Source organism: Paramagnetospirillum kuznetsovii (genome assembly GCF_003284725.1).
Lineage (GTDB): Bacteria > Pseudomonadota > Alphaproteobacteria > Rhodospirillales > Magnetospirillaceae > Phaeospirillum > Phaeospirillum kuznetsovii.
This window is the reverse complement of record NZ_PGTO01000009.1, coordinates 18,133-39,766: the sequence shown is the minus strand read 5'-3', so window position 1 is coordinate 39,766 and position 21,634 is coordinate 18,133. Positions and strand designations below refer to the sequence as shown.

18 protein-coding genes are annotated in these 21,634 nt (G+C 62.6%); 10 read left to right on the top strand and 8 right to left on the bottom strand.

The features are described 5' to 3' along the window. Positions 1-212: 212 nt before the first annotated feature. Positions 213-791, bottom strand: coding sequence for an SOS response-associated peptidase (locus tag CU669_RS12520; RefSeq protein ID WP_112145192.1), 579 nt, complete (start codon positions 789-791; stop codon positions 213-215). Then, on the bottom strand, positions 770-1,531 hold the full coding sequence (locus CU669_RS12515) for a TlyA family RNA methyltransferase (RefSeq protein ID WP_112145190.1): 762 nt from the start codon (positions 1,529-1,531) through the stop codon (positions 770-772). The genes CU669_RS12520 and CU669_RS12515 overlap by 22 nt, the downstream gene beginning before the upstream one ends. Positions 1,532-1,626: 95 nt before the next feature. Here CU669_RS12515 and CU669_RS12510 point away from each other — a divergent pair, with 95 nt between their 5' ends. The 5 genes from CU669_RS12510 to CU669_RS12490 all read left to right on the top strand — a co-directional run bounded on the left by CU669_RS12510 (position 1,627) and on the right by CU669_RS12490 (position 6,284). After that, positions 1,627-2,559 carry a histone deacetylase family protein gene (locus CU669_RS12510; RefSeq protein WP_112145188.1) on the top strand — a complete coding sequence of 311 codons (933 nt, stop codon included), beginning with the start codon at positions 1,627-1,629 and terminating at the stop codon, positions 2,557-2,559. Between the two features lie 101 nt (positions 2,560-2,660). Further along, positions 2,661-2,909 carry an exodeoxyribonuclease VII small subunit gene (locus CU669_RS12505; RefSeq protein WP_112145362.1) on the top strand — a complete coding sequence of 83 codons (249 nt, stop codon included), beginning with the start codon at positions 2,661-2,663 and terminating at the stop codon, positions 2,907-2,909. Positions 2,910-2,929: 20 nt separating this feature from the next. Further along, entirely contained in the window at positions 2,930-3,835 is a 906-nt protein-coding gene (locus CU669_RS12500) for a polyprenyl synthetase family protein (RefSeq protein ID WP_112145186.1), read from the top strand. Positions 3,836-3,848: 13 nt separating this feature from the next. Continuing rightward, the gene (dxs, locus tag CU669_RS12495; RefSeq protein ID WP_112145184.1) at positions 3,849-5,777 is read left to right on the top strand and encodes a 1-deoxy-D-xylulose-5-phosphate synthase; all 1,929 of its coding nucleotides are present in this window, start codon (positions 3,849-3,851) and stop codon (positions 5,775-5,777) included. A gap of 192 nt (positions 5,778-5,969) precedes the next feature. Continuing rightward, on the top strand, positions 5,970-6,284 hold the full coding sequence (locus CU669_RS12490; protein ID WP_112145182.1) for an ArsR/SmtB family transcription factor: 315 nt from the start codon (positions 5,970-5,972) through the stop codon (positions 6,282-6,284). A 25-nt stretch (positions 6,285-6,309) separates the two neighbouring features. Here CU669_RS12490 and CU669_RS12485 read toward each other — a convergent pair whose 3' ends face one another. The 4 genes from CU669_RS12485 to CU669_RS12470 all read right to left on the bottom strand — a co-directional run bounded on the left by CU669_RS12485 (position 6,310) and on the right by CU669_RS12470 (position 12,573). Next, positions 6,310-7,290 (bottom strand): GGDEF domain-containing response regulator, encoded by a 981-nt coding sequence (locus CU669_RS12485; RefSeq protein WP_112145180.1) that lies wholly within the window; start codon positions 7,288-7,290, stop codon positions 6,310-6,312. A gap of 187 nt (positions 7,291-7,477) precedes the next feature. Next, on the bottom strand, positions 7,478-8,509 hold the full coding sequence (locus CU669_RS12480; RefSeq protein WP_112145178.1) for an MBL fold metallo-hydrolase: 1,032 nt from the start codon (positions 8,507-8,509) through the stop codon (positions 7,478-7,480). Positions 8,510-8,645: 136 nt separating this feature from the next. Further along, positions 8,646-8,930: a hypothetical protein gene (locus CU669_RS12475; protein WP_146747735.1), complete on the bottom strand. Its 285-nt coding sequence runs from the start codon at positions 8,928-8,930 to the stop codon at positions 8,646-8,648. Between the two features lie 274 nt (positions 8,931-9,204). Then, the gene (locus CU669_RS12470; RefSeq protein ID WP_112145174.1) at positions 9,205-12,573 is read right to left on the bottom strand and encodes a chemotaxis protein CheB; all 3,369 of its coding nucleotides are present in this window, start codon (positions 12,571-12,573) and stop codon (positions 9,205-9,207) included. 156 nt (positions 12,574-12,729) lie between these two features. Between CU669_RS12470 and CU669_RS12465 the strand changes: the two genes are divergently transcribed. From CU669_RS12465 to CU669_RS12455, 3 genes are all read left to right on the top strand, one after another. After that, complete coding sequence (locus tag CU669_RS12465) at positions 12,730-14,862, top strand: PAS domain-containing sensor histidine kinase (protein WP_112145172.1); 2,133 nt, start codon at positions 12,730-12,732, stop codon at positions 14,860-14,862. Between the two features lie 7 nt (positions 14,863-14,869). Continuing rightward, the gene (locus CU669_RS12460) at positions 14,870-15,739 is read left to right on the top strand and encodes an ROK family protein (RefSeq protein ID WP_112145170.1); all 870 of its coding nucleotides are present in this window, start codon (positions 14,870-14,872) and stop codon (positions 15,737-15,739) included. A 193-nt stretch (positions 15,740-15,932) separates the two neighbouring features. Next, positions 15,933-16,679, top strand: coding sequence for a cyclic nucleotide-binding domain-containing protein (locus CU669_RS12455; protein WP_112145168.1), 747 nt, complete (start codon positions 15,933-15,935; stop codon positions 16,677-16,679). Between the two features lie 26 nt (positions 16,680-16,705). Here CU669_RS12455 and sodC read toward each other — a convergent pair whose 3' ends face one another. After that, the gene (sodC, locus tag CU669_RS12450; protein WP_112145166.1) at positions 16,706-17,230 is read right to left on the bottom strand and encodes a superoxide dismutase family protein; all 525 of its coding nucleotides are present in this window, start codon (positions 17,228-17,230) and stop codon (positions 16,706-16,708) included. Between the two features lie 179 nt (positions 17,231-17,409). Between sodC and CU669_RS12445 the strand changes: the two genes are divergently transcribed. Both CU669_RS12445 and CU669_RS12440 read left to right on the top strand, forming a co-directional pair. Further along, the gene (locus CU669_RS12445) at positions 17,410-17,856 is read left to right on the top strand and encodes a response regulator (RefSeq protein WP_112145164.1); all 447 of its coding nucleotides are present in this window, start codon (positions 17,410-17,412) and stop codon (positions 17,854-17,856) included. A gap of 11 nt (positions 17,857-17,867) precedes the next feature. Beyond that, positions 17,868-20,351 carry an EAL domain-containing protein gene (locus CU669_RS12440; RefSeq protein WP_112145162.1) on the top strand — a complete coding sequence of 828 codons (2,484 nt, stop codon included), beginning with the start codon at positions 17,868-17,870 and terminating at the stop codon, positions 20,349-20,351. Positions 20,352-20,546: 195 nt separating this feature from the next. Here the strand turns inward: CU669_RS12440 and CU669_RS12435 are convergent, their stop codons facing one another. Beyond that, positions 20,547-21,605 carry a hypothetical protein gene (locus CU669_RS12435; protein ID WP_146747734.1) on the bottom strand — a complete coding sequence of 353 codons (1,059 nt, stop codon included), beginning with the start codon at positions 21,603-21,605 and terminating at the stop codon, positions 20,547-20,549. Positions 21,606-21,634: the final 29 nt, after the last annotated feature.

Below are 21,634 nucleotides of genomic sequence, written 5' to 3'. Positions count from 1 at the left end.
CGTCTATTTGGTCGGGCCCGGTTCGGGGGGGACGAACGGGCACCGTCGGGCGGGGAGTTCGGGTCCGCCGGGATCGGAAGCCGTGGCGGCGGGGAGCGCAAACTTTCCGCCGAACACCGTCTTCAATCCTAGGACCAGACAATGACGCATTGGAGATTACCGCAGCATTTCCCGGCGATTAATCTTTGGTAATGAGGCGGAAGGGCGGCATTTTAGAACAGGCTGCCCTGAACCGGCGAAGGTGGCGCTTCCGCCTCGATCGTGAACGGCCCCGCCATGGGGCGGAGCAACGGCGCCATCTCGGCATAGGGCACCGCCGGGTCCACCCAGGCCGCCTCTGCCTCGGGCGGCAGGATCACCGGCATGCGTTCGTGCACCTCCGCCAGTTCGGTCGGGGCGGCGCAGGTAATCATGGTGAAGCATTCACCATCCAACAGGCCCGCGAAGGCGAACAGCCCCGATTTCGCCGGAGCCAGTTTGGTCTTGATCCGCCGCGTTCCCTCCGCCCGCCACTCCCACCAGGCCGAGGCGGGAATCAGCACCCGACAGCCCAGCAAGCGGCGAAAGGTCGGCCGCGAGGCCAATGTCTCGGAGCGGGCATTGATCAGCGGCCGGGAATCCCATTCCACCGCCAAGCCCCAGCGCGCCAGCGAGGCGCCGCCCACCCCGATCACCAGGGCGGAATCGGTGGGACGCGTCTCGGCGCGGTTGGGCATGCCCGGCGGAGCCAGCAGATTGAACCGCGCCGTCACCTGGCGGGAGTTGGCGTTCAGCTCGAAGCGGGAGCACATGGCAGATACCGACCGACGATGAGGAATTCCTTGTTGCCCTCCGGTCCCTTGATGGGGCTTTCGGTCAGGCCGACCACGCTCCAGCCGGGTCGCGACGCCAGCCATTGGCGGATGCGCTCGCAGACCTCGGCATGCAGTTCCGGCTCGCGCACCACGCCGCCCTTGCCCACCCTGCCCTTGCCCACCTCGAATTGCGGCTTGATCAGCGCCACCAGGACGGCGCCGGGACCGGCCAGGGCCAAGGCGGCGGGCAGCACGGTCTCCAGCCCGATAAAGCTGGCGTCGCACACCACCATGTCCACCGGCTCGGAAATCTCCCCGGCGGTCAGATGGCGGGCATTGGTGCGTTCCATCACCACCACCCTGGCATCGTTGCGCAGCTTCCAGGCCAGTTGCCCGTGGCCGACATCGACGGCATAGACCTTGGCGGCTCCGTGGGTCAGCAGCACGTCGGTGAAGCCGCCGGTGGATGCCCCCACATCCACCGCCACCAGGCCTTTCGGATCGATGGCGAACTCTTCCAGCGCCCGAACCAGCTTCAGCCCGCCGCGCGACACCCAGGGATGGTCCTGCCCCTTCAGGTCCAGGGCGCAGTCCTCGGCCAGTGCGGTGCCGGGCTTATCGATGCGGCGCTCGCCCGAGAAGACGAGCCCGGCCATGACCAAAGCCTGGGCGCGGGAGCGGCTTTCCACCAGCCCCCGATCCACCAAAAGCTGATCGACCCGGATCTTGGCCGCCATGGGAAATAGCCTCTTGCGAAATCAAGGATGGAAATTGCGCCAGCCTTCAATGACAATAAACAAAATTATAACGTACCGGGACGTCCGAAGCCTCAATGACAACTCTGCTGTTCACCCATCCCGTATGCCTGCAGCACGATACCGGGGACTACCACCCGGAGTGCGCAGACCGCATCAAGGCCGCGCTCGCCGCCTTGGAGAGCGAGGATTTCTCCATGCTGCTGCGCGAGGAAGCGCCGCATGTCACCATGGAGCAATTGATGCGGGCCCACCCGCTCAGTCATATCGACCATGTGCTGGAATCGGTGCCGCACAGCGATTCCCATCACCATCTCGACCCCGATACCATCTTGTCCCGCTATTCCGGCGAAGCCGCGCTGCGCGCCGCCGGAGCGGTGGTGGCGGCGGTGGACGCGGTGGCCAAGAAGCAGGCCCGCAACTGCTTTTGCGCCGTGCGGCCGCCGGGCCACCATGCCGAGCGCGACGGCGCCATGGGATTCTGCTTCTTCAACAACGCCGCCGTCGGCGCCCTGCACGCCCGCGACGTCCACGGCTATCAGCGGGTCGCCATCGTCGATTTCGATGTCCACCACGGCAACGGCACCCAGCATATCCTGTGGGACGAGGAAGGCATGCTGTATGCCTCCACCCATCAGGAACACGCCTATCCCAATACCGGCTTCACCGAGGAGACCGGCGGCAAGGGCATCATGGTCAACGTGCCGCTGCCCGCCGGAACCAATTCCTCCGACTATCGGACCGCCTTCGCCGATATCCTGATCCCGCGCCTGCGCGAGTATAAGCCGGATTTCCTGATCATCTCGGCCGGTTTCGACGCCCATGCCGCCGATCCCTTGGCCCATCTCCGCCTGACCACCGCCGATTTCAGCTGGATCACCCATCAACTGCTGAAGGTCGCCGAGGACTTCGCCGACAACCGAGTGGTGTCGGTGCTGGAAGGCGGCTACGACCTGCGGGCCTTGGCCGCCAGCGTTCGCGAACATGTCCGCGCCCTGATGGGGATGTAGCATTCTCCTCGACGAAAGTGTGGATGCGCGCTTGCCATTGTCGCAACGCAACCGTAAACTTCCGCGCTTCGTCGGATTCCGACAATGTGACCGGGACCCTGATGGCAGAGCTGCCGCCTGATATCGTCGCCTTGAGCTTCGAGGACGCCTTGACCGAGTTGGATCGCATCGTGCGCCAACTGGAGGAAGGACGCGGAAAGCTCGACGACGCCATCACCGCCTACGAGCGCGGCGCGCAGTTGAAAATTCACTGCGCCGCCAAGCTGGAGGAAGCGCGGGCCAGGGTGGATCGCATCGTGTTGGGGCCTGAAGGAACGGTGGCGGTCGCCGCCGCAGAAGAAATCACGTGATCCACAATCGAGTAAAATCCTTGACTGATTCTCCGCTGACTCCTCGCCTTTCCGACGCTCTGACCGTTACCAGCCAACAGGTCAATGCCGAGCTTGACCGCCTGCTACCGGTGTCCGACAGCCCCGATGCCCGCGTTCACGAAGCCATGCGCTATTCCAGCCTGGACGGCGGCAAGCGGTTGCGTCCCTTCCTGGTGATGCAGTCGGCCAGCCTGTTCAACGTGGCCGAAGCCGCCGCGCTCCGTGTCGCCTGCGCCATCGAGATGGTCCATTGCTATTCGCTGGTTCACGACGACCTGCCCTGCATGGACGATGACGACCTGCGTCGCGGCCGTCCCACCTGCCACAAGAAGTTCGACGAGGCCACCGCCCTGCTGGCGGGCGACGCCCTGCTGACCAAGGCGTTCGAGGTGCTGGCCAATCCGGCCACCCATGCCGATCCGCTGGTGCGCTGCGAGCTGGTGGCCGATCTGGCCCACGCATCGGGCGGCCAGGGCATGGTCGGCGGCCAGATGATCGATCTGCAGGCCCACACCCTGGACCTGGACGTGGCCGGCATCACCCGGTTGCAGCAGTTGAAGACCGGCCGTCTGTTCTCGTTCTCCTGCGAGGCGGGCGCCGTCATGGGCAAGGCCCACGGCGAGCTGCGCCTCGCGCTTCGCAATTACGCCCATGACCTGGGCCTGGCCTTCCAGATCGCCGACGACATCTTGGATGTTGAAGGCGACGCGGCCGAGGTGGGCAAGGCGGTCCAAAAGGACGCCGACGCCGGCAAGGCCACCTTCGTTTCCCTGCTGGGTCTGGAACGCGCCCGCGCCCAGGCCGACATGCTGGCCGAACAGGCCTGCCGACACCTCGACCCCTTTGGCGACAAGGCGGACTTGATGCGGGACGTCGCCCGCTATGTCGTCCAACGCCGTTCGTAAGGCATCAGATTCCATGACCCGTTCCCCGTCAAAGCCCAAGGCCAGCCTGCTGGACCGCGTTACCACTCCGGCGGATATCCGCGGCTTTTCCATTGAAGAGCTGGAGCAACTGACCCACGAAGTGCGTCAGGCCATGATCCAGTCCGTATCGTTCACCGGCGGCCATCTCGGCGCCGGTCTTGGCGTGGCCGAGTTGACCGTGGCGCTGCACCATGTCTTCGACACCCCGCGTGACAAGCTGATCTGGGACGTGGGTCATCAGGCTTATCCCCACAAGATCCTGACCGGCCGCAAGGACCGCATGACGACCATGCGCCAGGGCGCGGGGCTGTCCGGATTCACAAGGCGTTCGGAAAGCGAATACGATCCTTTTGGCGCGGGCCACAGCTCCACCTCCATTTCCGCCAGCCTGGGCATGGCGGCGGGGCGCGACCTGAAGGGCGACAACTTCAACGTCATTGCCGTCATCGGCGACGGCGCCATGAGCGCCGGTCAAGCCTATGAGGCCATGAACAACGCAGGGGCGCTGGGATCGCGCCTCGTGGTCATCCTCAATGACAACGACATGTCCATCGCCCCGCCGGTGGGCGCCATGAGCGCCTATCTGTCGCGCCTGCTGTCGTCGCCCTCCTATCACTCCATCCGCCACCTCGCCAAGGATCTCGCCCATCTGCTGCCGCCGCCGCTGGAACGCGCCGTCGGCCGCGTCGAGGAATACGCCCGTGGCATGGTATCGGGCGGCGGTACCTTGTTCGAGGAAATGGGGTTCTATTACGTCGGTCCCATCGACGGCCACAATTTCGAGCATTTGCTGCCGGTCTTGAAGAACGTCCGCGATTCCGAGGACACCAAGCCAGTCCTGATCCATGTGGTGACCAAGAAGGGCCGTGGCTATCCGCCGGCCGAGGCCGCCGCCGACAAGTATCACGGCGTCGGCAAGTTCGACGTCCTGACCGGCCAGTTGGACAAGCCCAAGGCCAATGCGCCCAGCTATACCTCGGTGTTCTCCAAGGCATTGCTGGCCGAGGCCGAGCATGACGACCGCATCGTCGCCATCACCGCCGCCATGCCGGCCGGAACCGGCCTGGACAAGTTCGGCGACCGCTTCCCCGCGCGCTGCTTCGACGTGGGCATCGCCGAACAGCACGCGGTGACCTTCTCCGCCGGTCTGGCCTGCGAGGGCTTCAAGCCGTTCTGCGCCATCTATTCCTCGTTCCTGCAACGCGCCTATGATCAGGTGCAGCACGACGTCAGCCTGCAACGGCTGCCGGTGCGCTTCGCCATCGACCGCGCTGGTCTGGTGGGTGCCGACGGCGCCACCCATGCCGGTGCCTATGACATGGCCTTCCTCGGCTGCCTGCCCGAGATCGTCATCATGTGCCCGTCCGACGAGGCGGAACTGATGCATGCGGTGGCCACCGCCGTGACCATCGACGACCGTCCCTCCGCCTTCCGCTATCCGCGCGGCGAGGGCGTGGGCGTGGAACTGCCCGAACGCGGCACCGTCATGCCCATCGGCAAGGGCCGCATCATCCGCGAAGGCAGTCGCGTCGCCATCCTGTCGCTGGGAACCCGCCTGTCGGAATGCCTGAAGGCCGCCGACGAACTGGCCAATCACGGCGTGAACCCGACCGTGGCCGATGCCCGCTTCATGAAGCCGCTGGACGAGGATATGATCCTGCGCCTGGCCCGCGAGCACGACGTGCTGTTGACGGTGGAGGAAGGTTCGGTGGGCGGTTTCGGCAGCCATGTGCTGCACTTCCTGGCGTCCAAGGGCGCGCTGGATGGCGGCCTGCGGGTTCGTCCCATCGCCCTGCCCGACTATTACGTCGAACACGACACCCCGAACATCCAGTACGAGAAGATCGGCCTGAACGCGTCGGGAATCGTCGGCAAGGCCCTGGAAGCGCTTGGGGAAAAGCGAAAGGTCGCCCTGGCCTGAACCGTCGATCCGGGCGAGTCCTTCATGGAGTCGCCCGGGATGGCCGCTTGGCAAATGTCAAATTCAACACCGTTTTTAGTGTTATGCGGAGCGCCGGCCCCATAAACACCATCAGAGCGGTGTGATAAGATTGAAATATATTGAATCAGTGTTATTATATATGTGCCCTGCTGAATTGGAGGATCCTTGGTCATGGAACTTGAGAAGCTTCAGGATAGCGCCCGCCGAGCCAGCGCCCTGCTCAAGGCCATGAGCAACGAACATCGCCTGATGATTCTCTGTCAGCTGTTGCACGGCGAGAAGTCGGTGGGGGAGTTGGAGCGGATCATCGGCCTCAGCCAATCGGCCCTATCCCAGCATCTGGCGCGCCTGCGGCGCGACAATCTGGTCCAGACCCGCAGGCAGGCCCAGACCATTTTCTATTCCCTGGCCGGTGCCGAGGCCAGCGCGGTGATCAACACGCTTTACGGCCTGTATTGCGCCCCCGAAGGGGCCTGCGCCGCCTAAATATTTCTAGGCCGCCCAAATATTTCTAGGACTGGCCGTTCGGCAGCCACTTCATGGTCTGCGGCACCTTGTTCGGGGCCTTCGCCCTTGGCACCCGCTTGCGCGCCTTGGCGGCATACATGCGCGCATCGGAAACGGCCAGCAGCTTCATGATGGAATCCGCCTCGTCTGGAAAGACGGCGGAACCGCAACTCAACCCCACCCGAACGCTATGCGACCCGATGGTATAGGGCACCCGATCAACCGCCTCCATCAACCCTTCCGTCACCTGCGCCACCGTTTCCGGCGACTGGATGCGCGGCAAGATGGCGGCAAACTCATCGCCGCCCATGCGAGCGACCACATCGCTTTTGCGGGTCGCCGACCTGATCCGATCCGACACCTGCTTTAGCAACTCGTCGCCTGCGGCGTGGCCCAGAGCGTCGTTGATCGGTTTCAATCCGTCGATATCCATGAACAGCACGGCCAGTTGTTCATTATTCCGCCGTGCCTGTTCGATCAAGACCTGGGCCTGCTCGTTGAACAACGCCCGATTGCCCAATCCGGTCAGCGGATCACGCAGGGCCGCCGTGGTAAGTTCCAACTCGCGACTCTTATGAAACAGGGAAAAGGCGATGGTCTTGAGAATCTCGTAGGTATCGAGCTTGTCCTTGACGACACAATCCTGGGCGCCATGGCGAAGGGCGGAATAGACCCACTCCTTGCGGGCCGCGTCCGCCAGCAGCACGAAGGCTGTGTGCGGCAGCACGCCATCCCTCGACGCGGCCAATTGAAATCCCGATTCCTTGGCCAGCACAAAATCGGCAAAGCAGATATCGACGCGCCCCCCGGCCAGTTTGGCCAGGGCTTCGTCGGCGGTCCTCGCCAGGTCCACCCTGGCATTGCCGCCACAACTTTGAAGAATCAGCGCCCTGACGCGGTCGAGCACCGCCATGTCGCCATCGACCAGCAGTACTTCCAGCGCCTTTGCGGCGGAACCCTGGCCAAAATCCGACGGCCGATCCATGTGGAATCCTCTCGTCAGTCAGAGGCTCCTAGATACGACAAAGGCCCCCCAGACCACATGCGAGATGCGCGGCCCGGAAGGCATCTGTTTAGAATGACTCTGCTCCCCATCAGTATGTATGAGGGGGCCGAGGAATGTCAACCATGCCGGGCATAGGGTTGGGGACGATGAACCGAAATAGACCCGGTCAGGCCCGGCGATAGCGCCAGACTCCGTCCCTGCCTTCCTCGCGCAGGACTTGGCCGTGACGCATCAGATGATGCAAATGGGCCAAGGTCTCACCGGTGGCGAAGCCCATCTGGTGGGCGTCCAGCTCCCGTTTGAACAGGACGCGCAGCACCTGACCGGCGGTCACCGGCTCGGCACAGGCGCTTAGAGTCTTGTCCAGACGTTCCCCATGATGCGCCTTCAATTCGTCGACCCGCGTGTGGAGGCCACGGAACGGCAATCCGTGCGACGGCAGGACCAGGGTATCGGCGGGCAGTTCGCGCAGTCGATCCAAGGCATCCAGGAACAGGGACAGCGGCTCGGCCTCCGGCTGCTGCGGCCAGACGCCGACGATAGGGCTGATGCGCGGCAGGATCTGATCGCCCGAGATCAGCACATTGGCCTCGGCGCAGTACAGGCAGGCATGCTCGGGAGAATGGCCGCCGCCTTCGATCATCCGCCACGAGCGGCCGCCGATCACGATGTCGTCGCCATGGCGAATGCCCACCACGCGAACCGGAATGACGTCGATGCGGGCGCGATAGGTGTTGCCACGCGCCCGAACCCCTTCCAACTGCTCGGCATCAAAGCCGATACGGCGGTAATAGGACACCTGATTGGCGGTGAATTCCTCGCTGTCCTCCAGCCACAGCATGCGGCCGAACAGCCATTCGCGCTGCGAGGCTGTCAACTCGATGCCCAGCCTTTGGCACAGCCAACCGGACAGCCCCATATGGTCGGGATGAAAATGGGTGGCGATCAGCCGGGTCGGGCGCCGTCCCGCCAAAGGCCCCGCCAGAAGCTCCTCCCACAACGCCTTGGTCTCGTCATTGCCAAGCCCGGAATCCACCAAGGCGACACCGTCGTCGCCATCATCCAATGCCCATAGATTGATATGATCCAAGGCGAAGGGCAGCGGCATGCGAATCCAGCGGATGCCAGGGGCAACCTCGAGAACTCGGCTGGATTCGGGCGGCGTGGCGAAGGGATAGTCAAGACTTGCACGGGTCACGGTCGGGTCTCCGATAATTCGGTAAGTCTTTGCATATTTGCGCTTGGGCGGCAAGATTCAACGGTTGTCGGGTTGGACGCGGCCAAAAAGAAAGGGTCGGCAAAGCCGACCCTTTCATCATGTTGGACCGATTGATCTAGGCCGCGTCCTGGGCCGTGGTCCATTTTGCGAACACGGAAAGCGATGCCTCGTAGACCTCGATCAGGGTGGCATGACCATCCTTGGTCGCGGCATCCAGCAAGCCCTGTACGGTGGACTGAATTTCGTCGACACCGGCCATCAAGCCGACCGCCTTCATCTCCTTGCGGTCCAGATCGAAAAAGTCATTGGTTCGCACCCGCGCCTCGGCCTGACGCTCGGACGAGTTTACGCCTTTGCTGGCCGAGAGGAGACGACTGAGAAGGATTTCGGCTTTGCTCATTTCATTCTCCATGGAGCGTCAAACCAATATTTGGGAGACTGCCCACAATCGGCAAATCATGATCGAAATGCCGCACGAAGAACGCTACACCACAACACAATCGGCAAGATACGAAATACTATTTCCCATATTCATTTTGACGACTTCGCATCATTATTTGTCGCCCTTCGCACAATTTTCTTATGATTTTAAATAATTGTTTGGTTTACGACAAATATTTTCCATGCAAAAAGCCTCCCCCTGTGTAAAGGGGAGGATTTGAAATACGCCGGGATCAGACGCTGACGACGCGCGAGGATGGGAAATGGACGCAGGCCGTGGTGCCCTTGCCCTCAAGACTGTCGATGGACAGGGTGCCGCCATGAAGCTCCATCAGCGATTTCGAGATGGGCAGGCCGAGGCCGACGCCTTCGCGCTCCTTGATCAGCGTCTTTTGCCCCCCCTGCTCGAACGGCATCAATACGCGGGCCAGATCGGCCGCCTTGATGCCGATACCGTTGTCGCGAACGCAGATGGTGACACCGCTTTGGTCATGGGTGGCGGTCAGGGTCACGGCCCCTCCCGGCCGGGTGAACTTCAAGGCATTGCCCAGCAGATTGAGCATCACGCGCTGGATGGCGGTCAGGTCGCCGAACAGCATCGGCAAATCGGCCGGTACCGACGAGGTTAGGGCAATGCCGCCGGTCTCGGCCTGGGAGGACAGCAAGCGGACCGAACTGGCGATGACGTCGGTGATATTGACATTATTCTCGCGCAGATTGGCGCGCCCCGCCTCGATCACCGACATGTCCAGCACCTGGCTGATCAGTGACAGCAAGTGCTGTCCGCTATCGACAATGATGCCGATATATTCCTTGTAGCGCTCATTGCCGAGATCGCCCCACATCTCGTCGGCCATGATCTGGGCGAAGCCGAGCACCGCGTTCAGCGGCGTCCGCAACTCGTGGCTCATATTGGCGAGGAATTCCGACTTGGCGCGATTGGCGCTTTCGGCCAGATCCTTGGCCTCGCGGAGTTCAATTTGGGTATTGTTGATGCTTTCCAGACTGGATTCGAGGCTCTTCTGGGTGGTCCGCAGCTCGGTCTCGTCGATGAAGGTAAGAATGGCGCCTGCGGTCTGCTCCCTGAGATCGCGATAGGGAACGGCCCCCATGCGGTAGATGCGGCCCTCCGCCTCGATGATTTCTTCATGCGAGGTGCCATCGGTCACCACATTGACCAGCAAATTGCGGAGATCGCGAATGTGGAACTGGCTGGGTACCGCCGTGATCAGTTGCCCGGCATCGGACGGCAGCAATCCGAACAACCGCGCCGCCTGGGGGGTGAACCGGGTGATGCGCAAGGCCCTGTCCACCACCAGCATGGGAAAGCCCACGTTATCCTGAATGTTCTGGAGATCGGCATTGGCCGCCGCGAGTTCCGTGGTGCGAACCTGGAGTTCCTCGTTGACGGTGGTCAGTTCCTCGTTGGTGGATTGCAATTCCTCGTTGGAGGTTTCCAACTCCTCGTTGGAGGATTGCAGTTCCTCGTTGGCGGCCTGCATTTCCTCGTTGAGGGCCTGAAGCTCCTCGTTGGAGGTCTCCAACTCCTCGACCACCGTCTGAAGATGCTCGCGGGTGGCCGTCAGTTCCTGTTCCAGCTCGGAGAGGCGGATTTCGTTGGCGGGACTGAGCGAGGCCTCGATCGGCCCGCCTTCGATGCTGGGTTCGATCTTTTCGCAGCTCACCAGGAACATGCCGTCGCGCCCAGCATCGGGGCGCAACGGCCGCACCACCAGACGCGACAGGATATCGCCATCGCGAGTCTTCAGCTGTCGCTTGGTGCCGTAGGTAACCCCGGCGGATTCGCGGGCGCGATGGACCAGGCCACGAAGATCGATGCGGAACTCGTCGGCGATCAGCTTGCCCAGATTCTGGTTGGGACGGCCCTGGGGGAAACGGACAAAACCGTCCACGTCGCCGTGATAATAGAGAATATCCAGGTTCTCGTTGACCGCAACGCTGGGGGGCATGCAGGACTCGACGAAGCCGTCGCGCACCACCGCCTCGATGGAGGCGCCGCCGGTTGGCAGCAAGGTCTCGGTCGGCTCGGTGGACTTGAGCCGGAACGCCCCGAACACCGGATTGCTGGAGCGCGGCCCCACCATGCGCTTTTGGAAGATTTTCGACGTGGTCTTGATGGCGCGGAACAGATCCGAGCAGCGGCCGACCGATTCCGACTTGCCCAGGAACAGATGGCTATCCGGGTTCAGCGCGTAGTGGAAGACCTGGAACACCCGGTCCTGGAGATCGGAATTGAAGTAGATCAGCACATTGCGACACGAGATAACGTCCACCTTGACGAAGGGCGGATCCTTGATGAGATCCTGACGGGCGAACACCACCATCTCGCGAATCGGCTTCTTGATCTGATAATTCTGCCCCATGGCGTCGAAGTATTTCGACACGAAGGCCTTATCCAAGCCATCAACCGTGCTGGCCGAATACGTCCCCTTGCGGGCATGGCGCATGGCGTCCAGGTCGATATCGGTGGCAAAGACTTGGATCTTATAAGACCGGGCCGAATCGCCCAACAGATCGGTCAGCATCATGGCGAAGGAATAGGCTTCCTCGCCGGTGGCGCAGGCGGGAACCCAAATGCGGATGGAATCGCCCGGCCGCTTGGTGGCCAGCAGATCGCGCAAGATCACCTTCACGTCCTCGAACGCCTTGCCATCGCGGAAGAACGACGTGACCGAGATCAGGATATCCTTGCACAGCAAGTCCAATTCGGCGGGCTGCCGCTCGACGAATTCCAGATAGGCGCCAAGGGTTTCGATGCGGTTGGCCGCCATGCGGCGCTCCAAACGACGGCGAACCGTGTTGAGCTTGTATTGGGTGAAATCCACATCCGTGCGCTTGCGCACCAGCAGAAAGATTTCGTTGATGGTGTCCTGGGTCTTGGGCTCTTCCGATTTCTGCGGCACCACCGGCCGCGGAAACCGCGAGATGGAGGCCAGTTCGGGGCCGATGGCGTCGGGCGGCAAGGTCTGATCGACGCAGCCGGAATCGATGGCGGCCTTGGGCATGCCGTCATACTTGGCGGTTTCCGGTTCCTGGGCGACGGTCAGGCCGCCGCTGGCCTTGATGGCGCGCATGCCGTGCGCCCCGTCGCTGCCGGTTCCCGACAAGATGACGCCGATGGCGTGCTGGCCCCGATCCTCGGCAAGCGAGGCGAAGAACACGTCCACCGAAGGCTTCGGCCCCAGCGGCGCCGAGGGCTCGCGCAGCCACAAGGTGGAATTCTTGACCCGCACGTCCTTGTTGGGCGGCGTGATATAGATGGTGTTGGCGGCCAGGACGGTGCCGTCCTTGATCTCCTCCACCGGCAGCTTGGTCTCGCGCGACAGCAATTGCACCATCATGGAGCGATAGGCGGGCGAGAGATGCTGGACGATGACATAGGCCATGTTGGCCTCGGTGGGCAGATTGGCCACGAAAGGCCGCAGAGCCTCGAGGCCGCCGGCCGAGGCGCCGATTCCCACCACATGAAGATTGCTGCGCCGTCCCTTGGCCTTGGACTGCGAGTGGTCGGTTTCATCCGGTTTGGAAATTGCCCGCTTCGTCTTGGTTTCCGCGCTTCGCACCACTGGCTTACGTGCCATGCCCCCTCCGCAGATGCCCCCCTGGGCAAAAAAAGTCGAATCGTCACACCACACTTGAACCACATCTTATAATCAGTAAGATTTAGAGGCCAATTATTTTAAACCGCTTTTCTCATTTCATTTTCAAATGAGGGATATTAAGGACCGGCATTGCAGATGAAGCCAGGGAGCCCGCACACGAAAACCAAAGCCCAACTGGAGGCCGATGTTTTGGTGCTGACGCGCGAGGTCGAGGCGCTTCGCCGCAGGCTCGACAGCGGTCCGGACGATTCCCGACGGCTGATGACGGAGACTCTGCACAGCCTTCAGGTGCATCAGGAAGAACTGAGAACCCAGAACGAGGAACTGCGTCAGGCGCACGACAGTATCGCGAAAATCAGCGATCGCTACCGCACTCTGTTTGAATATTCCCCGGTCGGCTATTTTATCATCGACGAGAACTTTACCGTCGTTGACGCCAATATCGCCGCCATGAGCCTGTTGGGCCGCACCAAGAGCCGGATATCGAGCAAGCCCTTCCTGTTGTTCGTCGACAAGGGCGAACGCCACCTCCTCGACGACCATTTCCGGGCCGTGCGAACCGGCGTCCGGGCAACCACGGAAGTGTCGCTGATCTCCGATCACCGCCCCCCCTTGCCCGTGATCCTGGAAAGCGTGCATCTTGGCAACGAGGATGGCGGCGGCTGGCGCTGCCTGACCACCGCCACCGACATCTCTGATCGCAAGCATGCCGAAATCGCCCTGCGCGAATCAGAGACCCGCTTTCGCGCTATTTTCGAGCAGAGCCCACTGGCCATGCGAATCGTCGATAGCAATTCAAAGCCCCGCATGTCCAATCGCGCCTGGGTCAAGCTGTGGGGCGACTCCCCCGTGGGCAGCGGATTGAGCGAATTGCTGCCCGACGGGCTGGCGGGACAAAGTCTGGAAATTCCAGCCGTTCATGTGGATTCCGAGAATGGCGGCGGCGAGCGCTGGCTGCACGGCTATGTCTATCCCATTCACGGCGACGAAACCTCGGTGCCCGAGGTTGTTCTCGTCCACGAGGACATCACCGAGCGCAAGCGCATGGAAATGGCGCTGGCGGAGAGATCCGAACTGCTGCGCCGACAATACGAAAACCTCCGGGCCTTAAGTGAAATCGCCGCCTTGCCGACGCCTTACGTCGGCATGCGCCTGACCGATGCCCTGGGCCTCGCGCGGCGTCATCTCGGCCTGTTCATGGGCATGATCAGCCGGGTCGAGGGGACGCGATTCACCGTCGAGCACCACTCCGCCGCCATGGAGGAAGGTGCCACACCCGACGGCACCATCTTCGACCTGCCCAACACCTATTGCGCCCTGGCCATCGACCACGACGACGTCATCGCCATCTCGCATATGGCGCAATCCCCTTTCGCCGATCACCCCTGCTACCGCACCCATGGGCTGGAGACTTATATCGGCGTCCCGATCCGGGTCCGGGGAAAGGTCTATGGCACCGTCAGTTTTTCGTCGCCAAGACCGATCGACAGAAATTTCGACGACGGCGACCGCGAATTCGTCAGACTGCTGGGGCGCTGGGTCAGCGCGGTGTTGGAAGAGGAATCGGTTCGCCGCGATCTCGCGCAATCCAACGCCGAACTCGAGCAATTCGCCTATGTGGCCTCCCACGACCTGCGCCAGCCGCTGCGCCAGGTCTCCAGCTACGTCTCGTTGCTGGCAAGGCGCTACGCCGACAAACTGGACGCCGATGCCCGCGAGTTCATCGCCTTCGCCCATGACGGCGCCGTGCGCATGGACCGGCTTATCGTCGACCTGCTGGAATTCTCGCGCATCGGCAGGGGGGACAAGCCCATGGAGCCGGTGGCGCTGACCGACATCATGGCGGAGGCCCTGGCCGTGCTCCGCCATGCCATCACCGAGGCCAACGGGCGCGTCGATCTGCAATCCTCGCTTCCCACCTTGAAGGGCAACGCCTCGGACCTTGTCCGCCTGTTCCAGAATTTGATCGGCAATGCCTTGAAATACCGCCTGCCGGAACGCAACCCCATCGTCTCGATCAGCGCGGAATCCGGCCCCATGTCCCATGTAATTACCATCCGGGATAACGGAATCGGCATCGAGGGCATTTACCACGGCACCATCTTCGGGGTGTTCAAGCGCCTGCATACCCCCGACAAATTCGAAGGCACCGGCATCGGACTGGCCATCTGCAAGAAGGTGATCGACCAGCATAACGGCCGCATCTGGGTCGAATCCGTGCCCGGCAAGGGCTCCGCCTTCCATGTCGAACTCCCCAGCGGCCTCTGATCCATCCATGCGAATCGGCGTCGATCTTGGCGGCACCAAGATCGAGGCCATCGCCCTGGATGCGGACGGACGCATTCTCGATCGTCGCCGGGTCGCCTCGGCCCGCGACGATTACGACGGAACCATCCGCGCCATCGCCGCCTTGGTCTCCGGCCTGGAATCCGGCTTGGGCCGGACCGGCAGTATCGGGGTCGGCATCCCCGGCACCATTAGCCCCAGGACCGGACTTGTGAAGAACGCCAATTCCACCTGGCTGATCGACCGTCCGCTGGACCGCGACCTGGAAAAGGCACTTGGGCGACCGGTTCGGCTGGCCAACGACGCCGACTGCTTCGCCCTGTCCGAAGCCACCGACGGCGCCGGAGCCGGAATGGATTCGGTGTTCGGCGTCATCCTGGGCACGGGGGTTGGCGGCGGCATCGTGCTCGGCGGAAGGCTGGCGGCCGGTCCCAACGCCATTGCCGGCGAATGGGGACACAACCCCCTGCCCTGGCCCACCGATGCCGAGCGACCGGGACCGCCTTGCTATTGCGGGCGAAGCGGTTGCATCGAGACGTTCCTGTCGGGCCCAGGTCTGGCCCGCGATCACGGCGAGGGCCTGAGCGCCGAGGCCGTCGCGGCCTCCACCGCCCCATCGGCCCAGGCGGCGATCGCCCGCTTCGAGGAGCGCCTTGCCCGCGCCCTGGCCTCGGTGATCAATATCCTCGACCCCCATGTCATCGTTCTGGGCGGCGGCCTGTCCAAGATGGAACGGCTGTACCACGGGGTGCCGGAGCTTTGGGGCCAGTGGGTCTTCTCGGATGGCGTGGCGACACAATTGCGGCCGCCGGTCCATGGCGATTCGTCGGGTGTTCGCGGCGCCGCCTGGCTGTGGTGACGTCTGCCACTCGACGTTTGATGTGCCCCGCAGGCGGGCGGGACGCCCGCTTTCGACAAGAGCCAAGACATCGGCCGAGCGCCATTACCTTAACCTGATTAAAAAGCTGGGTGATTTGACCGGCGTCATGTCTTTGCCTCGGTGAGTTCATCAGGCTGGCAGGCTGTCATAGGTTGATGGGGAACCTGGCCCGATGGACACCAGCAAATCGAACCGAGCCGCGTCGGGAGCCGCCTATTCCGTCCATGGCCTAAAGGCCGAGGACTTGGCCGCAATCGGACGCTTGCCGTTGTTTTGCGACCTGCCTCCGGCCATCCTGGCCGACATGACGGCGGAAGCGAGCGTCACCAAATACCAGCGCAACGAGATCATCTTTCACCAGGGCGACATTCCCACGGCGCTACGGGTGGTTCTCGACGGACAGGTCGGATTGACCGGAACCGTCACCGATGGCGGCGAAACAATGGTGGAGATCCTGAAAGCCGGCGAGATGTTCATCGCCGCCGCCGTCTTGACGGAAAAGCCGTTCCTGATGAGCGCGGTGGCGTTGCAGACCGCGCGTATCCTGTCGCTGCCCGGCGATCGTTTCCGCCGCGATGTGCGCGAAAGCCCGGATATCGCCTTCCTGATGCTCGCCTCCATGGCCAAGCATTTCAGCATGCTGGTCCGCGAGGTCAAGGATCTGAAGCTGAAATCGGCGGCGCAACGCCTGGCGCTCTATCTGCTGGGCCTCACCGCCAAGCGAGAGGGATCGACCATCGTTCGGTTGCCCCACAGCAAGAGCGTCATCGCCGCCCGCGTCGGGGTGCGTCCCGAAACGCTGTCACGCGCCTTCGCCCATCTGAGGGAACGGGGCGTGGCGGTGGATGGCCATGCCGTGGCCATCGCCGACATCCCCGCCCTACGGGTCTACTGTCACGAGGGCGAGGAAATCATTTAACGACCTGTTCTGGCTTAAAAACCGGTCTAGGGAACGACCCCGCAGGCGACCCGGGGACCGCCGCCGCCCAAGGGCTTGGGCTGATCGGCGTAATTGTCGGCGCCCGCATGGATGATGACGGATCGCCCCTTGAGGTCGGCCACCTTGAGATTCGGCACCGTTACCGCATCGCTCGCCGTTCCGTCGCCGTTAACGGCCAGGGCAGGCATGTCGCCCTTGTGCCCGCGACCCCACGGGCCTTCGTGCTTGCCGCTCTTGTCGGGATCGAAGTGGCCGCCCGCCGCCAGCCCCGCCACCGGCTTGCCGTCTTGGTCCTTGGGGGCGCAGCTGGGATTTTCGTGGACATGGAAGCCATGCGGCCCAGAGGATAGACCGACCAATTTCGGTGTCACCACCGCGCCCGCCTTCGAATCCTTGACCGTCAGGGTTCCGATGGAAGCACCGATTCCGGAAGCATCGATGGCGTTGATGGGAATGACCAATTCGGCCGCGACGGCGCCTCCGCAAATCAAGCCAAGGCTAGCTGCCCCCAGTAGTGAAAGTCTTGCCATGATGCCTCCTCTGTCCGCGATTTCCGAATCACTGCGAGGTGGGATCGCATCGGCAAAATTTCAACCTGACTCTGTTGTTCAAGATTCGTCACATTTTGCGCGCAAGCTGGTTTTCAACCGGGCTCGCCACCAGTATAGTCGTTGGACCACCCGATGATGGCCGACAAGGGGGGCTGGATTTGAGCCTGCGCAACGCACCTGAGATTTTTGATATTCTTCTTGTCGAGGACAATCCCGGCGACGCGCGACTCGCCCAGGAAGCCCTCAAGGAAGGCCGTATGACCAGCCGCCTCAAGGTGGTTGTCGATGGCGTCGAGGCCATGGCCTATTTGCGCCGTGAGGGCCAATACGCCGGGTCGCCGCGCCCCAATCTGGTGCTGCTGGACCTCAACCTGCCGCGCAAGGACGGCCGCCAAGTCCTGGCCGAAATGAAGGCGGAAGAGGAATTACGCCGAATTCCCGTCGTCGTCCTGACCACCTCCCAGGCGGAACAGGACATCATGCGCAGCTACGACCTGCACGCCAATTGCTACATCACCAAGCCCGTGGACCTTGACCGCTTCATCTCGGTCGTTCGATCCATCGAGGAATATTGGTGCTCGGTGGTGACCCTGCCGCCCCGCTGACAGAAGACCGAATGAGCGATCAAGCGCCCAACACGTCGGCACTTTCAGTTCTCGTCATCGAGGACAATCCCGGCGATGCGCGCTTGGTGGAGCTTTATCTCCGCGAAGACCCCGCCCATCCGTTCAAGGTCACCAAGGCGGCCCGCCTGAGCGAAGGGCTCGGCATTCTCTCCCAACACGCCATCGACGTGGTCCTCCTCGACCTGTCCTTGCCCGATTCCTTCGGAATGGAGACCCTGGCCAGCTTGCGCGCCGCCTCCTCGGTTCCGGTGGTGGTGCTGACGGGAACCGCCGACGAGGCCCTGGCCCTGGAAGCCCTGCGCCAGGGTGCCCAGGACTATCTGGTCAAGGGCCAAGGCGACGGCGAATTGGTCCGCCGCGCCATCCGCTATTCCATCGGCCGCTCCCAGGCCGACGCCGAGTTGCGATCCAGCGAAGCCCGCTTCCGCGCCCTGTTCGACAATGCCGGCACCGGCGTGGTTCTGTCCAATCCCGATGGAACCTATGTCCATTGCAATCCGGCTTTCTGCGACATGATCGGCTATTCCGACGCCGAGTTGCAGGGCTTGGAATACCGCAAGATCACCCATCCGGACGATGTGGAACACCACGCCCATCTGCGCGCCGAGATGATGAACGGCAAGATCGAGAGCTATGACGTCACCAAGCGCTATGTGGCCAAGGACGGAAGGATCGTCTGGGCGCGCTTGACCGTGACCGCCGTGCGCGATTCGGCAAGTTCCGAAGTCCGCTACACCGTGGCCGTGGTCGAGGACGTGACAGAGCGCAAACGCCTTGAAGACCATATGCGCCTGGCCGCCACGGTGTTCGAGAATACCGGCGAAGGCCTGTTCGTCACCGACGCCAAGCGCCGCATCATTCACGTCAACCCCGCCTTCACGGAATTGACCGGCTATCTGCCCGAGGATGTCATGGGCAAGACGCCGCGAATCCTGTCGTCTGGCCGCCATTCCGCCGATTTCTACGATCACATGGTCAGCACCCTGGCCGAGACGGGGAAATGGCAGGGCGAAATCTGGAACCGCCGCAAGACCGGCGAAATGTTCGCCGAGTGGCTGAATATCGGCCTTGTCCGCGATGAGCGTAACGAGGTCACCAATTACGTGGCGGTGTTCTCGGATATCACGTCGCGCAAGCAAGACGAGGAACGCCTGAATTATCAGGCCAACCACGACCCGCTGACCCGGCTTCCCAACCGCACCTTGTTCCAGGAACGCCTGTCGCGCGCCCTGACCCGCGCCAATCGCGCCCAAACCATCGTCGCGCTCTTGTTCATCGATCTGGACTACTTCAAGCAGATCAACGACACGCTCGGGCATTTGGCGGGCGACATCTTGCTGCAGCAGGTGGCCGAGCGCCTGACCGCCTGCGTGCGCCAGGGCGATACCGTCGCCCGTCTGGCCGGGGACGAATTCACCGTCATCCTCGAAGACGTCGCCGAGGCGCATGACGGCGCCGTGGTCGCCCATAAAATCCTCGGCGCCCTGTCGACCCCGTTCGATCTCCAGGGCAAGGAAGGGCGGATCAGCTCATCCATCGGCGTGGCGCTGTATCCGACCGACGCAGGCGACACCCAATCCCTGGTCAAGCTGGCGGATGCCGCCATGTATCGGGCCAAGCATCAGGGCCGCAACGCCTGCCGGTTCCATTCCGAAGCCATCAACGCCCAGGCATTCGAGCGTCTGGCCCTGGAAAACGCGCTTCGGCACGCCCTGGAGCGCCAGGAGTTCATGCTCCATTATCAGCCCATCTTCGATGCCGGGACCGGCCGGGTGGTCGCCGTCGAGGCGCTGTTGCGGTGGCAGCATCCCGAAATCGGCCTGGTCATGCCCAACCAGTTCCTTCCCCTGGCGGAAGAGACCGGCTTGATCATTCCCATTGGACAAAGCGCGCTTGAGGTCGCATGCCGTCAGGGGCGCGAATGGGCCGATCTGGGAATCGGACCGCTTAAGATCAGTGTCAATCTGTCGGCTCGGCAATTGCACGCCCCCGACTTGGAAGAGACCATCGCCGCCGCCCTGGAACGCGCCCAACTTCCAGCGGGCATGCTCCAATTGGAGATCCCGGAAAGCTGTGTGACCGACAAGGGACACGATGCCAGCGCCCTGTTCGCCCGGATCAATGCCCTGGGCGTCAGCATCGCCATCGACGACTTCGGTTCGGGCTATTCGTCTTTCGCCTTCCTGCGCCGACTGCCGACCAATTCGCTGAAGATCGACCAAAGCTTCGTGCGTGGCTCGCCCGCCGATAGCGAGGACGGTGAAATCATCACCGCCATCGTGGCTGTCGCCCGCGGTCTGCATCTTGCGGTCATCGCGCCCGGCATCGAAACCGGCGACCAATTGGCCCGACTCGCCAAATATGATTGCGATCAGGTCCAGGGCTTCTTGTTCGCCCACCCCATGTCGGCGGCTGAAATGACCGCCTATCTGCGGCGCGGCCACATTCCCGCCGCGCTGGCTCCCAAGGAATAGCCCTAGGGCCAATCGACATTCAAACCGATAGAAGGGACATGGGCCACAGATGCACACAGATACCCGCTGCGCGGGACACAGATAAGGAAATACCTCAATTCATCTGTGCTTATCTGTGTTCATCTGTGCCTAAAATTTCTGCCGGACAGATGTTCCGGCCAGAAATCAGCCGAATTCCCTGGATGTCGATACAGTCTAACCCTTACCGTCCACCAGCAATTCCATGGTCTTTTGCAGATTGGCCTTCTGTTCATCGACGACGGCGGCCTGATCCTTCATGCCCAATTCCGTCAGGATGGACGACATGGTCCCCAAGGTCAGGATCAAGGACGGCACCGCCGCCGACGGGTCGGCATGCACCACCTGATGGAACAGATTGACCGATTCCAGCACCACCTCCAGCGCCGCCTGGGTATTGCCCGCCTGATGGCGGCGCCCCCCCTGGTTGCCCAAGGCCTGGGCAAGAACCAGCTTGTATTCGTCGGAATCCTTGTCGAACAGCAAGCGCGCCAATTCCACGGATTCATCGGCGCATTGCAGCGCCACATCGACGCGGCCCTCGCCCGCCATGGCCAGCGAGGCCTGCTGCAAGGTCAGGCTCAGCAATTGCACCATGGCCGCTGGCGGGCCGTCGGGAAACAAGCCGATCATCAACCGGCGGGTATCCACCGCCTCGCCCCACAGGCCAACCTCGGCAAAGGCCATGGCGGCGCGATGCAGCGCTTCGACCATTGGGCCGAGAAACGGAATACCGGCCTCGCCGCCGCCCTTGAACACCTCGGCCGCCTCGGCCAATTGGTTCAGGCAGGATTCGGCATCGCCGTCGCGCATATACTTGCCCGCCAGATTGATCAGGCTGGAGACCAGGACGAACCGCGCCTGATCCGGCTTGCTCTCCATGGCCGCGCGCGACAGAGCCACCGCTTCGGCGGCGGTGGCGGCACTTTCCTCGGCGGCCCCGGCATCGCTCTGACGATTGGATAGGGCGTTGAGCGCGGAAGCCAGTTGAATGGAGAAATTGTCCGGCTCTACCTCACTCAGCACCCGCAAGATATGGACGCCTTCGGTGACCGCGCCAAGCGCGGCGGCCACATCACCGCTTTCCCCAAGCAGGCTTCCCAGCCGCAGCAACGCGTCGGCATGGGCGGGATACAGCGTATCCGGCCGTGATTCCGACTTGTCGCGGAATTGGTCCACAACCTCCTGTAGCCGCTCGATTTCGCGGGCGGCATCCGGGTTCGCGGGTGAAGACAATGCAAAGGCCCCTTCCGACTCTACGCTTC

What these genes read in the sequence shown, in the direction of transcription:
- CU669_RS12455 (WP_112145168.1), top strand. Translation starts at nt 15,933, where the DNA reads ATGGACACCAGCAAATCGAACCGAGCCGCGTCGGGAGCCGCCTATTCC.
- sodC (WP_112145166.1), bottom strand. Translation starts at nt 17,230, where the DNA reads ATGGCAAGACTTTCACTACTGGGGGCAGCTAGCCTTGGCTTGATTTGC.
- CU669_RS12460 (WP_112145170.1), top strand. Translation starts at nt 14,870, where the DNA reads ATGCGAATCGGCGTCGATCTTGGCGGCACCAAGATCGAGGCCATCGCC.
- CU669_RS12475 (WP_146747735.1), bottom strand. Translation starts at nt 8,930, where the DNA reads ATGAGCAAAGCCGAAATCCTTCTCAGTCGTCTCCTCTCGGCCAGCAAA.
- CU669_RS12510 (WP_112145188.1), top strand. Translation starts at nt 1,627, where the DNA reads ATGACAACTCTGCTGTTCACCCATCCCGTATGCCTGCAGCACGATACC.
- CU669_RS12470 (WP_112145174.1), bottom strand. Translation starts at nt 12,573, where the DNA reads ATGGCACGTAAGCCAGTGGTGCGAAGCGCGGAAACCAAGACGAAGCGG.
- CU669_RS12485 (WP_112145180.1), bottom strand. Translation starts at nt 7,290, where the DNA reads ATGGATCGGCCGTCGGATTTTGGCCAGGGTTCCGCCGCAAAGGCGCTG.
- CU669_RS12490 (WP_112145182.1), top strand. Translation starts at nt 5,970, where the DNA reads ATGGAACTTGAGAAGCTTCAGGATAGCGCCCGCCGAGCCAGCGCCCTG.
- CU669_RS12440 (WP_112145162.1), top strand. Translation starts at nt 17,868, where the DNA reads ATGAGCGATCAAGCGCCCAACACGTCGGCACTTTCAGTTCTCGTCATC.
- CU669_RS12515 (WP_112145190.1), bottom strand. Translation starts at nt 1,531, where the DNA reads ATGGCGGCCAAGATCCGGGTCGATCAGCTTTTGGTGGATCGGGGGCTG.
- CU669_RS12505 (WP_112145362.1), top strand. Translation starts at nt 2,661, where the DNA reads ATGGCAGAGCTGCCGCCTGATATCGTCGCCTTGAGCTTCGAGGACGCC.
- CU669_RS12520 (WP_112145192.1), bottom strand. Translation starts at nt 791, where the DNA reads ATGTGCTCCCGCTTCGAGCTGAACGCCAACTCCCGCCAGGTGACGGCG.
- CU669_RS12465 (WP_112145172.1), top strand. Translation starts at nt 12,730, where the DNA reads ATGAAGCCAGGGAGCCCGCACACGAAAACCAAAGCCCAACTGGAGGCC.
- dxs (WP_112145184.1), top strand. Translation starts at nt 3,849, where the DNA reads ATGACCCGTTCCCCGTCAAAGCCCAAGGCCAGCCTGCTGGACCGCGTT.